The sequence below is a fragment of the Streptomyces antioxidans genome, assembly GCF_000968685.2.
Lineage (GTDB): Bacteria > Actinomycetota > Actinomycetes > Streptomycetales > Streptomycetaceae > Streptomyces > Streptomyces antioxidans.
On sequence record NZ_LAKD02000006.1, the window covers coordinates 103,576 to 116,859 of the forward strand.

A 13,284-nucleotide genomic window follows, 5' to 3' on the forward strand; every position below is an offset into this window, starting at 1 on the left:
CCGGGGCGGGGGCTGGGGCCGAGCCCCCGCTCCGGGGCCTGGGCGAAGCCCCGGGTCCAAGGTCTGGGCGCCACGCGCCGATTGAGGTCTGGGGGCCGGCCCCGAGCCCCGGAACCAGGGCACAACCCCCAATCTCGCGGCCCCCACAGGGTCTGGGCTGCCGCCCCGCTCCCGGGCCCGGGGCAAAGCCCCGAGTCCAAGGTCTGGGCGCCACACGCCGATTGAGGTCCGGAGCAGAACCCCGAACCCCGGAACCAGGGCGGAGGCCCGATTTGGGTCTGGGGCGAAGCCCCGAGCCCCGGGACTGGGGCACAACCCCGAGTCTGGGGCTGGGCTCCCACTCCGGGGTCTGGGGCAGAGGCCCAGGTCCGGGGTCCAGGGGCCCACCCAGGCCCGGCGTCCGGAGACGCCACCCCAGGCCGGAGGTCCAGGGAGCGCAGCCCCGGATCCGAGGTCCGGAGCACAACCCCAGATACGAGATCCAGAGGTACAGCCCCAGATCCGGCGTCCGGGAGCGCCGCCCAAGGCCCGAGACCCAGGGGCACAGCCCCAAGTCCGGCGTCCGGGAGCGCCGCCCCAGATACGAGGTCCAGGGAGACAGGCCCAGGCCCGACGTCCGGGGGCGCAGCCCCGGATCCGGCGTCGGGGCGCCAGCCACGGGGCCGGGGTCCAGGGGCGCAGGCCCGGTTTTGGCGGCTGGGGCGCCAGGCCCGGAGTTGGGGGCTGGGGCGCCAGGCCCGGGTCCGGGGTCCAGGGGCGGAGCCCCGGGTTGGGGGCTGGGGCGGGGCCCCGGTTTTGGGGAGGGGCGGGGTGGGGGACAGCGCGGCGCGTCCCGTGCGCGTCACGGCCTCTGCACGCTCCCGTCCGTGTTCCGCAGCAGGGCCCAGCGGTCGTGGGCCAGGGGCTCGGGTGCCGGATGCCTGCGCGCGGCGCGCTCGTCGAAGTCGACGCCCAGGCCCGGGGTTTCGCGGGGCTCCAGCGCCCCCAGCCGTGGCACGACCGTGCCGGGGAAGACCTCAAGAACCGGCTCGCGGAAGGTGGCCGCCTCCTGGACACCGAAGGCGGGGCTGGAGATGTCGAGGGCGATGGTGGCCGCCTGGGCGAGCGGGCTGACGTCGCCGGGACCGTGCGGGGCGAGCCGGACGCCGTGCAGTTCACAGGCGGCGGCGAGCTTACGGGCCGGGGTGAGGCCGCCGAGCGTGGGGACCCGGATCCGCGCGAAGTCGATCACCGGCCCGGCCAGCAGCGGCAGGAACTGGGTGAGATCGCTGAACAGCTCCCCCATCGCGAGCGGGACCGGGGACGCCGCACGCAGCCGCGCGAAGTGCGCGGCGTCCTCCGGGGCGAGCACGTCCTCCACGAAGTAGAGCCCGGCGTCCGCCACCCGGCGCAGGAATTCCCCGGCCTGGCGCGGGTCAAGGCGCTCATGCGCGTCATGCAGCAACTCGACCCCGTCACCGACCAGTTCGCGGGTGCGCCGCAGCACCGGCGGCACCGCGCGCAGATACCCGGCGCTGTCCCAGCGGCCGGAGCGGTCGTGGCGGGCCCGCGCCTCACCGGCGCCGGACGGCGCGGCGCCATAGGTGTCGGAGCCGGGCACGGCGCACTGGACGCGCACGTGTCCGAAGCCCCGCTCGCGCGCGGCGGCCACCTTGTCGGCGAGCTCTTCGGCGTCCCGGCCGTCCACATGGGTGTAGGCGGCGGCGCGGTGCCGGAAGCGGCCCCCGAGGAGTGCGTAGAGCGGGGCGCCGAGCCGCTTGGCCTTCAGGTCCCACAGCGCGACGTCGATGCCGCCGAGGGCGTTGCCGGTGATCGAACCGCCGCGCCAGTACGCGCTGTTGAGGGCCAGCCGGTACAGGTCCTCGACGTCGCCGGGGTCGCGCCCGCGCAACAGCGGGGCGAGGTAGTCGTCGATCACGCTGCGGACGGCCAGCGTGCGCTGCGGGTCGCTGGCGCAGCCGAGGCCGTACAGCCCGGGGTCGTTGGTCTCGACCCGCACGATGAGGTACGGGCAGCCCTGAGGCGCCGTCAGAAAGGTGCGTACGGCGGTGATGCGGAGCTTGTCGCCGCGCTCCTCCACCCAGGGGGCCTGGGCCAGCGGGAGGTGCGGCTCGCGAGGTGCGGACATACGCTCCCATTCCCATAGCCGAATGGCGATCGTCCATTCGAACGTAAAGAGGGTTCAGGAGCGGTGTCAATGGGCGTACCGGGATACGGTCCGACGCAGCCGCCCGGCGGGACGCCCCGCGACCCGGCCGGGCGGGGCCCGGAGGCTCAGTGCTCCCCGAGCCGCTTCAACAGCGTTCGCAGCGAGTGGGCCGCCTCGGTGACATGGGCGGCGATCTCGCCCAGCCGGTCGTCGTCCATCCGGCTGCGCGGCGCCGAGCAGCTGATCGCGTCGCCGCCGCCGTGCCCGGTGCCGAGCGGGACCGCCACACAGCGGATGTCCACCGAACTCTCGCCCTCGTCCACCGCCCAGCCCCGCTTGCGGGCGTCGGCGAGCTGGGCGAGCAGTTCGTCCGGGTCGGTGACGGTGCTCGGAGTGAGCGCCGGGAGCGGCCAGTTGAGGCGGCGCTGGACCTCCGCCGCGTCGTACTGGGACAGGATCGCCTTGCCCAGCGCGGTGGCGTGTGCGGGCAGCCGGCGGCCGACCGCCGAGTACATCCGCAGGGCGTGCCGGGATTCGCGCTTGGCCAGGTAGACGACGTCCGTGTGGTCCAGCCGCCCGAGGTGGACGGCCTCGCCCGTCTCCTCGGCCAGCAGGTCGAGCACGGGCCCCGCGATCCCGGCGAGGTCGTCGCTCTCCAGATACGCGGTGCCGGTCAGCAGCGCCTTGAGGCCGAGGCTGTACAGCGTTCCCGACGGGTCGGTCTCCACCCAGCGGCGGGACTCCATGGTGCGCAGCACCGCGTGCAGGCTGCTCTTGGGCACGGACAGGGTGCTCGCCATGTCGGCGAGCGAGAGCCGGGCGCCCTCGGCGCCCAGGAGTTCGAGCACTTCCAGGACGCGCGCCGCGGACTTGACGTCCTCGTGACGCCGGACCCGCGCTGCTCCCGACACCGATTCCACGCCAGCCTCCGCTCCCCGGCCCGGCGCCCCGCAGGCCCCGGTCCCCGACAACTTCCGTAGCTCGTCTTGACGCTATATCACGGCAAGCCTATGTTCCGTTACTCCAACGCTATTCGGTCTTCTGAACGCTCGCATCAGGCGGGGGCCCGTATGCCGACCAGTCGTCCTCTTTCTCCTTCCCCGGGGCGTTCCTCCCCGCCACCGCGGCGCGCCCGGCTCGCGGCGCTCGGCCTCGCCGCCGCGCTGTCGGCCTCGGTGCTGAGCGGCTGTGGCGGCGCGTCGGGGGCGGGCCCGGCGGCCGTGACGATGTGGACGTTCAAGCAGTCCCATGTCGCCGGATTGCGCGCCGCCGCCGCGGAGTTCGGGCGGCGGACCGGCATCGAGGTCCGGATCCAGGCGTACACCCCCGACGACGCGTACACCATCAAGGTCCAGAGCTCGGCCATAACGGGCGATCTGCCGGACGTCTTCGAAGTCCACTCCGACGGCGAGGACTTCGTCTACGGAGCCGCGGGCATCGTGCAGGACCTGCGCGGGCGGATCCCGGCGAGCTGGAACGACCGCTTCAACCCGGCCGTGCGCCGGTCCGGCACGGTCACCCAGGACAAGTACGAGCAGTCGCTGCCACCGACCTCCACCAGCCACGGGGTGCCGAAGGGCGCGCGCTACAGCCTGCCGTTCACCATCGGCACCTTCGGGATCGTCTACGCCAACAAGGCCAAGCTCGCCGCAGCCGGGATCACCCGTCCCCCCGCCACCTGGGAGGAGTTCATCGCCGACCTGAGGAAGACCACGGCGAAGGAACCGCGGACCGGCGGGCTGAGCCTGGGCCTGAAGGTGCCGTCGACCGGTCTGAACTGGATCGGCCAGCCGCTGGCCTTCGCCCAGCTCGGCAGAGGTGGCTACGAGGCGCTGTACGGGCGCGAGAAGTCCGCCGACTGGGGCTCGCCGAAGGGCACCGAAGTCCTCGAGGCGTACGACCGGCTGACGCCGTACTGGATGCCCGGCACCCAGTCCCTCACCATCGACGACGCCGACCAGGCGTTCGCCCAGGGCAAGTCGGCCTTCGACATCGGCGGCACCTTCACCCTGGCCTTTCTCCAGGAGGCGGGGATGAAGGCCGATGACATCCTCGCCTTCGGCCTCCCCGCGCCCCGGAAGGGCGCCGTCAAGGACCTCGCGCTCGGCCCGATCGCGCTGACCGGCCTCGCCCTGAGCGGGGCCAGCCCCCGCGAGGACGAGGCCAGGAGGTGGATGCGGTACCTCTCGGAACCGGACGTGGCCGCGCGATTCTCCAAGGCCGCCTCCGATCTGTCCGCGACCGAACTGGGCGCGGAGTCCGCCGATGTCCTCGGCCCGAACCTGGCCAGGCTGATGGAGACGTTCCGGGGCACCCCGGAGAACACCTACAACCCGTACGACACCAGCTTCCGGCCGCCGACCCTTGACATGGACGAGGCGGGCGCGCCCCTCATCGACATGTCACCACTGCGCCAGACCGGCCCCGCGAAGACCGGGCTACGGCTGCGCAAACTCATCGACTCCTACTGGCAGGAGGCGCGGTGACGGCCCTCGGCACACCTTCCGCCGCCGCACCCGGGACCGTCGGCGCGGCGGCACGGCCCTCCCGCCGGAGGGCGGCGCCCGGCGGCCGGGGGCGCGAGGCCGTCACCGGCTGTCTCTTCGTCGCCCCGGCGCTACTCCTCTTCGCCGTGATGGGCCTGTACACCGTGGGCTACGGCTTCCTGCTCGGCTTCGCCCGCTGGAACGGCTTCGCCCCGCACTGGGACTGGGTGGGCCTGGACAACTACGCCGATCTGCTGTGGCGTGATCCGGTCTACGCGCCACGGGTGCGCGAGGCCGCCGTCAACACCCTGTCCGTGATGGTCGCCGTGCCCGTGCTCACGGTCGCCGTGTCCTTTCCGCTGGCCGTCGCCCTGAGCAGGGTCAGGCGGGCGCAGGCGGTGCTGCGTTCGGTCTACTTCCTGCCGTACGTCACCTCGGGCATCGCCGTGTTCTACGCCTGGCAGTACATCCTGCAGCCGGACGGCGCCGTCAACTATCTGCTGGGCGTCCTCGGACTCGGCTCGCTGCAGGAGCCGCAGGGCTTCCTCGGCGACCCCGCCACCGCCCTGCCCACCATGATCGTGGTGACCGTGTGGACCGAGGTCCCGGTGGCGATGCTGCTGTATCTGACCGGGCTGCAGACCATCGACCGCGGTCTGACCGAGGCCGCCGCGCTGGACGGCGCGGGCTGGTGGCGCATCCAGGCCTCGGTGGTCTGGCCGCTGCTGCGGCCCATCACCGCGATCGTCGTACTGCTCACCCTCAGATCGGCGCTGCACGGTTTCCAGACCTTCCTGATCATGACGAACGGCGGGCCCGGCACCCACACCAATGTGCTCGGCCTGGAGGCGTACCGGCTGGCCTTCCTCGCCAAGTTCGCCCCCACCCTCGGCCTCGCCAGCGCCCTGGGCTGGATGCTGTTCGCCGTCGCCATCGTGCTGGCCCTGATCAACCTGCGAGCGCTGCGGAGCCGCGTATGACGACATCTCCCGCCCCCTCGGCCGCGCCGGGCACCCGGTCCGCCGCGGCCACCCGCCGGACCGGCGCACGCGTGCTGATCGGTGTGCTGCTGGCCGGGTACGCGCTGGTGAGTCTGTATCCGTTCCTGTGGATGGTGTCGGGCGCCTTCAAGGACCAGTTCGAGGTGGTGCGCGGGGGCCACCTCATCCCCGAACACCCCACCTGGCACACCCTCGCCGACACCTGGAACCGGCTCCACTTCTTCGACTACTTCCTCAACAGCCTCAAGGTCACCGCCCTGACCGTGGCGCTCACGCTGCTGGTCTACGCCGCCGCCGGATACGCCTTCGCGGTGCTGCGCTTCCCGGGCCGCGCCTGGCTGTACCGGCTCTTCGTGGCGCTGCTGTTCGTCCCCGGTGTGACGGTGCTCCTGCCGATCATCCTGCTGGAGCACAACCTCGGCGTCCTGGGCACCCACTTCGGACTCGTCCTGCCGTTCGTCAACGGCACCGCGCCCCTGTCGGTGATGCTGCTGACCGGCGCGTTCACGGCCGTACCAGATGAGCTGCGCGACGCCGCCCGGGTCGACGGGGCCGGGGAGATCCACATCTTCACCCGTGTCCATCTGCCGCTCGCCCGGCCCGCGCTGATCACCGTGGCGCTGCTGACGGCGATCCCGACCTGGAACGAGTATCTGCTCACCAAGGTCTCGCTCAACGACGAGTCCGCGTACACGCTCTCCCTCGGACTGCAGCAGCTCTCCGCACAGAACGTGCCGCACTACAACAATCTGATGGCCGGTGCGCTGATCGTGGTGATCCCCGTGATCCTGCTCTTCCTCGCACTCCAGCGGTACTTCGTGAACGGACTCGTCGGGGCGGTGAAGGGATGACCCACGTCCTGGTGACCGGCGCCGCGGGCCATATCGGCCGCCAGGTGGTGGACGATCTGCTGCGCCACGGGTACCGCGTGACCGCGACCGACCGGAAACCCCTCCACGACCCGCGTCTGGCGCGGAGCCTGGCCGGGGACCTGCGCGACCGCGAGCTGGTGCGGGAGGCGCTGCGCGGGGTGGCGGCGCTCGTCCACCTCGCGGCGATCCCGCATCCCGACACCCGCGATCCGGCGGGCCAGTTCACCGCCAACTGCCACACCGCGTATCTGGCGCTGGACGAGGCCGGGCGCGCCGGGGTGGGCCGTGTGGTGGCGGCCTCCAGCATCGGGGCGCTGGGGCTCGCGTGGTCGACCCATCCGCGCTCACCCCGCTACGTACCGGTCGACGCGTCACACCCCACGCTCGCCGAGGACCCGTACGGGCTCTCCAAGCTGGTCCTCGAGCAGGTGGCCGAGGGCACCCGCCGGCGCTGGGGCACCGACACCGTCTGTCTGCGCTTCCCCTTCACCGGCACCGGCCCCCGGCTGACCCGCCAACTGGCCGCCGTACGCGCCGATCCCGGCGACCACGCGAGCGATCTGTGGGGGTGGCTGGACACCCGCGACGCCGCCGCGGCGATACGGGCCGCGCTCGCCGACGGGACCCACGGCAGCCATGTGCTGTACGTGGCGGCGCCGGACACCTCCTCGGACCTGCCCACGGCCGAACTGCTCGCCCGCTACCACCCCACCGCCGAGATCACGGCGCCGCTGTCCCGCTTCGCGGGGCTGTACGACACCTCGCCCTGCGCCCGGCTGCTGGGCTTCTCGCCCGCCCACCGCTGGCGCACCGCGGACGCCGTCACCGAGGACCCCCACTGACGGGGGTTCCCAGTGCTCCTCCCCCACGGAAGGAACGTGAGATGGCACAGAGCCCCGGCACCACGCGCCGGACCTTTCTGACCCGAACGGCCGCGGGCGCCCTGGGCGCCGGGGCCCTCACCGCGGCGGGCGGCCGGGCGGTGGCCGCCGCTCCCCCCTCGTCCGCCACCGCCCGGCTGGCCCCCTCGCCGGACGTGCACATCTTCTACTACCCCTGGTACGGCAGCCCCGCGGTCAGCGGCTCCTGGCGCCACTGGCCGCAGGGCGGCCAGACCCCGCCCGACCGGATCGGCTCCGACTTCTACCCGGTGGCCGGTGCGTACGACTCCGGCGACCGCGCCGTGGTCGACCGCCACATGGGGTGGCTGGCCCAGGCCCGCACCGGTGTGCTCGTCACCAGTTGGTGGGGGCGGGACGGCTACGAGGACCAGCGGGTGCCGCTGCTGCTGGACGCGGCGGCCGCGCACGGGCTGAAGGTGGCCTGGCACATCGAGCCGTACGCCGGCCGCACCGCGCGGTCCGTCGTGGAGGACATCGGCTATCTCATCCAGCGGTACGGCGGCCACCCGGCCTTCTACCGGGACGCGGCACACGGCGACCGCGGCGCGTACTACGTCTTCGAGTCGCTGCGGATCGTCGACTGGACCCCGCTTGACGAGGTGGCCGACCGGGCGATCGTGCTGGCCCAGACCACGGATGTGTCGAAGGTGGCCCACTTCGGCGGCATGTACACCTACGACGCCATCGCCGCGGGCAACGATCCGCAGTGGGGCGGCCCGGCCGCGTACTGCCGCGACCACGGCATGGTGTGGGCGCCGTCCATCGGCCCCGGTTACCTCGACGACCGCGCCGTGCCCGGCAACACCACGCCCACCCTGGAGCGCGCCGACGGCGCCACCTACGACCTGGAGTGGAACAACGCCCTCTCCCCGGCCAACGGGGGCCCGCCCACCTGGGTCTCGATCACCTCGTTCAACGAGTGGCACGAGGGCAGCCAGATCGAGCCCGCCACCGCCACCCCGCCTGCGGCGCTGAGCTACCGGACCTACAGCGGGGCGTACGGGCGGACCGGCGGCGCGGCCGAGACGGCGTATCTCGACCGCACCGCGTACTGGGTGGGCCGGTTCGAGGCCGCCGCCCGCCGCCGCTAAGGGTGTGGTAGTCCCGGGCGGACCGGCCGTCCGCCCGGCACACCGCGCTAGACCACCGGTTTCGTGGGCCGGTCGGGGGTCAGCGCGATCTCCTTCTTGAGCATCCGGCCGCCGTCTCCGGTGAGCCGGAGGTAGTAGTCGGAGGAGCAGACGGTGCCGTCCTCGTCGAGCGCCCAGATTCCCGAACCGGACGGCACCATCGACGCGTTCTCCGCCGTCTTGGCGATCTGGTTGCCCTCGTTGTACTCGTCGAACATGGAGATGTAGATGCCCTGCGCGCCCACCCGCACCATGTTGTAGAACTGCCGCCACATGAAGTCGCCGTGGGCGCGCTGCCGCGACTGGGTGTCCCCGGGGAGCACACACGGCTGGTAGTCGATCCCGTTGGCGTCGCAGTCGGCCTGGTCCGGGCCGTTGACATTGGTGAAGAAACGATCGGTGTCGGCGATGGTGCCGATGCGCCCCACCATCCACGGCGAGAGCATGTCGAAGGCGTGGTAGACGCCCATATAGCCGGGACGCGAGTCCTCGTTGCCGGACCGCCAGTGGGTGGGCACCCCGCCCATCACATAACAGCCTTGCGAGGTGAACCAGTTGACGACGTCCAGGCAGTCCGCGGCCGACCAGGGCTTGTTGGACTCGTTGAAGCCGAAGCCCCAGATGCCCACCACCGGCTTGCCGTTCTGCCGGGCGTAGGCGGAGGAGGCGGTGTGGGCCTTCATCTTGTCGGTCCAGTCCTGCTTCATCTGGCCCTTCATGTCGAGCCAGCCGGTGGCGTCGTACATGATGTAGAACTTCCGGCCGTACCTCTCCGCCGCCGAGCGGACCTTGGTGGCCATGGCGTCGCGCGTCGGCCCCTCGGGGCTGAACGGGTTGAACCGCTGGAGCGCGGCGGTGTCGATGCCGTACTGCTGCATCCAGCGGAAGTGGGTGTCCACGGTCTGCTGGTCGTAGGACGAGAACAGGGTGGCGGGCTGGCCGTTGTTGAGGTTGTTGTACGCGGTCTGGTAGCCCTTGGCGTAGTCCCGCATATCCGGCCAGCTGTGAATGCCGGTATTGCCCGTCGACGGCGGCCGGGACATATCGGCGGCCCAATGCCACCAGCCGTTGATCGGGGCACCGTCACCCGCGCAGGCGAACCAGCCCTGATAGCCGACGGTGATCTTGCCGACGACATCACCGGGCGGACTGGCCGCGGTGGCGGTGCCCGTCGTCAGCTTGGCGGCGCCTAACGCGCCGAGCGCGGTGGCGCCGAGTGCGGAACCGATGAGATGGCGGCGTGACATACCCATGGGGGCCTGCCTTTCCGGCAGTGAGCGGCTTGTGTGGGGTGCTCGCTGCGGCGGAGCGTAATAACGCATTAACGGTTCCGCAATTTAATTGACGATACGTCGAATTCGGGCGGCCACCGCCACCGCCGTCCCGGCCTCTCGCGCTATTCCGCGCGGCGGGCCCGCCCGCCGACCGGGGCAGGGGGGCGGGGTGTGCGGGGCCTCCGAGTCCTCCGCATAGGCTGGGGGTCCTGTCAGGACAACGGCGGTAACAGGGGACACCATGCGGAAAGAGGCGGTTCGGTACCTTCGCTGTCCCCACTGCTCCGACGCCATGACGATGACCGACGGCGCGCTGCGGTGCTCGCGGGGGCACAGCTTCGACGTGGCGAAGCAGGGGTATGTCAATCTGCTGCGTGGCGCCGCCAAGTTCAGCGCGGACACCGCCGCCATGGTGGCGGCCCGCGCGGACTTCCTGGCCGCCGGTCACTACGCGCCGATCGCCGGGGCGCTGGTCGCGCTGGCGCGCGGGACGGCGCCGGAGGCCACGGGCGGGGACCCCGGTTGTGTCGTGGACATCGGTGGCGGCACGGGCTACCACCTGGCCCGGGTGATGCCGGAGTTCCCGGACTCCGAGGGGATCCTGCTCGACATCTCCAAGTTCGCCGCCCGCCGGGCCACCCGGGCGCATCCCCGGATCAGCGCGGTGGTGGCCGACGCCTGGGACGGGCTGCCGCTCGCCGACGGGGCCGCCTCGGTGGTCCTCAATGCCTTCGCACCGCGCAACCCGCCCGAGCTGCGGCGGATTCTGCGTCCCTCGGGTGTGCTGCTGGTGGTGACGCCCCGGCCGGATCATCTGCGGGAGCTGGTGGGGGCCCTGGGGTTGCTGCGGGTGGGCGAGCAGAAGGAGGAGCGGCTGGCGGACCGGCTCTCGGCGCATTTCACCGAGGTGGCCAGGGAGCGGTCGCGGAGCACCATGACGCTGGACCACAAGGAGGTACCGCGGCTGGTGGGGATGGGCCCCAACGCCTGGCACCAGGACGGCGGGCGGCTGGAGGAGCGCATCGCGCGGCTGCCCGAGCCCTGCGGGGTGACGCTGTCCGTCACGCTCACCGCGTACCGCCCGTCGGTCTGACGCCCGGCCCCCGGCCACGGTCCCATCGGGCCCGGGCCCCACGGTCCCACCGGGCCCGGCCCCCATGGGGTCCGGGCCGCATGGAGTCCGGGCCGCACCGGGCTGCGCTCCATCAGGTCCAGACGGTGTAGCCGCCGTCCACACGGATCACCTCGATACCGCTGATGTACCGGGCGCCGCAGCGGTCCTGGGGCAGGACGAGCTGGGGGCCCGCGCGGTCGAGCGGGGTGTCGTCGATGGTGACCGCGAGCAGGACGGGGGCACGGCCGAAGTCCGGGTCGATCTCGGCCCAGGAGAGCAGCGCGCGGTGGCCGTCCGCACCCCGTACGGCGATCAGGAAGCGCAGCCGGTCCTTGCGCCGGGCGGGGTCGAAGCCGGGACCTGCGGAGAGCAGCACATCGTGCAGAAACGGCCCGGTGAAGCGGTGGTGCTGGACGCCGCTGGTGGCGCAGTCGAAGCTCACCCGCACCCGGTGCTGGGGCCAGCGGAGCAGCTCGGACACCGTCAGCCTGGCGGGGTGGATCAGATCGCCGGTGAGGGCGACTTCCGCCATCGGACCGGCGGCCGTACTGGCAGCTGCGAGGGAATCACTCACGGGCTACCACCTCCTGGAGGGGCGTTACCCGAACACCCATCCCGGGCAAACGCACATGCCATGCCGATAGGCCATGTGTCGCGCTCATACGAGGGAGAAGCAAGCTTTTCCCTCGCAACTGCGGCTACGGCCGCGGCAGCCGGGCGTGCGGCCCCGTGCCGCTCGGCGGGCCGCACGCCCGGCCGTCACAACGCGGCGTGGGCGGGGACCTCGCCGGGCTCCGGAGCGGGCAGTGCCGCCGCCCAGTCCCGGGGCCCTGCCGTACGACGGACCTCCGCGCCGCGTCCCTGCCCGCGGACCCGGACGGCCTCCCAGCCGTCGGGGGGCTCCGGGCCGACGCGGTACGCGATGTCCGGCTCGCTGGCGCGCCGGGTGACCTCGCACACCCGTACCTGCCCCCGCGGGGCGAGCGCCAGCAGCCGGAAACATCGGTCGGCCGCCTCCCCCATCACCCTCGGGCCGGTGTCCTCCTCCCCCGGCCGGAACAGCAGATAGGCGTCTCCCGTGACCACGGCGACATGGAACACCGCGGGGCCGGGGCCCCTGAGCGCGGGGCCGGTGGGCCCGGCGGGGGCCGTGTCACGGTCGGCGAAGCGGTCGCGCATCGCGAACGCCGCCCGTACCGCGCGCGCCGCGTCGTCCTCACTCGTCCCGGGGTGGCCGAACAGCGCCGAGAAGACCGGCCCGGCCGCATGGGCGACGGTGCCGCCGAACCGTGCGGCCTCCTCGCGGACCACCCGCTCGGCCTCCCGCAGCGCGTCCCGGACGCCCGACGGATCGTGGCCGTGGCCCTCCAGGGCGTGCCGCACCCATACGAGGCTGATCCTCTTGTGCTCCACGGTGAACTCGCTCAGCCGCCGTGGCCGGGTGGCGCGTCCGCCCACCGCGGCGAGACCCGCCCTGCCCTGGGCCGGGGCGGCCGGGGTCTCGCGCGCCGTATCGGCCCTGGACAGGGACGTCACATCGACCAGGCCGGGGCCACCGACCCGCCCGGGACGGGACGGAGGGTCGAGCTCCGGGTCGTGGGCGAGGATCGCCCGCTCCAGCTTCTGCATCTCACGGGTGGGTTCGAGGCCGTACCGCTCGACCAGTTCCACGCGGCGGTGGCGGTAGGCGGCAAGCGCCTCGGTCTGCCGTCCGCAGCGGTACAGCGCCAGCATGAGCTGACAGCTCAGCCGCTCCCTCGTCGGCTCGGCGGCGGCCACCGCCTGGAGCTCTCCGAGGACCGCGTGGTGACGCCCGCACGCCAGCTCGGCCTCGAAGAGGTCCTCCAGGGCGTTGAGCCGGCAGTTCTCCCACGCGGTCAACTCGGGCCAGACGAGACCGTCTTCGACGAGGTCCGCGAGCGCGGGCCCGCGCCACAGCCCTAAGGCCTCCCGCAGCACCCGCGCGGCCGACTCATGGGCACCGGCGGCCACTTCGGCCTGGCCGTGCTCCACCGCACGCCGGAAGCGGAGCAGATCGACGGCGTCGGGGTCCACCCGCAGCCGGTATCCCGGGGCGTCGGTCACCAGCGTGGCCCGCCCCTCGGAGCCGGGTTCGCAGGACAGGGTACGGCGCAGGTCACGGACCGCGTTCTGGAGCATCTTCCGGGCGGTGAGCGGGGTGTCGCCGGGCCACAGGGCGGCCAGGAGGCTGCTCGTGGCCACCACGCTGTTGGCGTGGATGAGCAGATGGGCGAGTGCCCCACGCTTGATCACTCCGCCCAGCGGCACCGGCGCTCCGTCATCGAGCACCTCGAGGGGGCCGAGCAAGTGGAAGTCCACGGAACCTCACCTTCTG

The 13,284-nt window shown here is 72.6% G+C and carries 11 protein-coding genes; 6 read left to right on the forward strand and 5 right to left on the reverse strand.

The features are described from left to right. Positions 1 to 841: 841 nt before the first annotated feature. Both VT50_RS05380 and VT50_RS05385 read right to left on the reverse strand, forming a co-directional pair. Complete coding sequence (locus VT50_RS05380) at positions 842 to 2,128, reverse strand: enolase C-terminal domain-like protein (RefSeq protein WP_046088698.1); 1,287 nt, start codon at positions 2,126 to 2,128, stop codon at positions 842 to 844. A gap of 146 nt (positions 2,129 to 2,274) precedes the next feature. Next, positions 2,275 to 3,069 (reverse strand): IclR family transcriptional regulator, encoded by a 795-nt coding sequence (locus tag VT50_RS05385; protein WP_046088699.1) that lies wholly within the window; start codon positions 3,067 to 3,069, stop codon positions 2,275 to 2,277. A gap of 150 nt (positions 3,070 to 3,219) precedes the next feature. Between VT50_RS05385 and VT50_RS05390 the strand changes: the two genes are divergently transcribed. Genes VT50_RS05390 through VT50_RS05410 form a run of 5 tightly spaced genes read left to right on the forward strand, consistent with a single transcriptional unit; the run spans position 3,220 to position 8,501 of the window. Then, entirely contained in the window at positions 3,220 to 4,635 is a 1,416-nt protein-coding gene (locus VT50_RS05390; RefSeq protein ID WP_158083185.1) for an ABC transporter substrate-binding protein, read from the forward strand. Continuing rightward, positions 4,632 to 5,615 (forward strand): carbohydrate ABC transporter permease, encoded by a 984-nt coding sequence (locus VT50_RS05395; RefSeq protein WP_046088701.1) that lies wholly within the window; start codon positions 4,632 to 4,634, stop codon positions 5,613 to 5,615. Before VT50_RS05390 ends, VT50_RS05395 begins: the two co-directional genes overlap by 4 nt. Then, positions 5,612 to 6,487, forward strand: a complete 876-nt coding sequence (locus VT50_RS05400; protein WP_078840881.1) for a carbohydrate ABC transporter permease — start codon at positions 5,612 to 5,614, stop codon at positions 6,485 to 6,487. The genes VT50_RS05395 and VT50_RS05400 overlap by 4 nt, the downstream gene beginning before the upstream one ends. Continuing rightward, positions 6,484 to 7,350: an NAD-dependent epimerase/dehydratase family protein gene (locus VT50_RS05405; protein ID WP_046088702.1), complete on the forward strand. Its 867-nt coding sequence runs from the start codon at positions 6,484 to 6,486 to the stop codon at positions 7,348 to 7,350. The genes VT50_RS05400 and VT50_RS05405 overlap by 4 nt, the downstream gene beginning before the upstream one ends. A gap of 41 nt (positions 7,351 to 7,391) precedes the next feature. Next, positions 7,392 to 8,501, forward strand: a complete 1,110-nt coding sequence (locus tag VT50_RS05410) for a glycoside hydrolase family 99 protein (protein WP_046088703.1) — start codon at positions 7,392 to 7,394, stop codon at positions 8,499 to 8,501. Positions 8,502 to 8,548: 47 nt separating this feature from the next. Here the strand turns inward: VT50_RS05410 and VT50_RS05415 are convergent, their stop codons facing one another. Further along, on the reverse strand, positions 8,549 to 9,793 hold the full coding sequence (locus VT50_RS05415; RefSeq protein WP_046088704.1) for a glycoside hydrolase family 99 protein: 1,245 nt from the start codon (positions 9,791 to 9,793) through the stop codon (positions 8,549 to 8,551). A gap of 262 nt (positions 9,794 to 10,055) precedes the next feature. Between VT50_RS05415 and VT50_RS05420 the strand changes: the two genes are divergently transcribed. After that, a complete protein-coding gene (locus VT50_RS05420; protein WP_046088705.1) occupies positions 10,056 to 10,907 on the forward strand; it encodes a putative RNA methyltransferase in 852 nt (283 codons plus the stop codon). Between the two features lie 112 nt (positions 10,908 to 11,019). Here the strand turns inward: VT50_RS05420 and VT50_RS05425 are convergent, their stop codons facing one another. Then, the gene (locus tag VT50_RS05425; protein ID WP_046088706.1) at positions 11,020 to 11,502 is read right to left on the reverse strand and encodes a molybdopterin-dependent oxidoreductase; all 483 of its coding nucleotides are present in this window, start codon (positions 11,500 to 11,502) and stop codon (positions 11,020 to 11,022) included. 185 nt (positions 11,503 to 11,687) lie between these two features. Next, complete coding sequence (locus tag VT50_RS05430) at positions 11,688 to 13,268, reverse strand: AfsR/SARP family transcriptional regulator (protein WP_053048711.1); 1,581 nt, start codon at positions 13,266 to 13,268, stop codon at positions 11,688 to 11,690. Positions 13,269 to 13,284 lie beyond the last annotated feature (16 nt).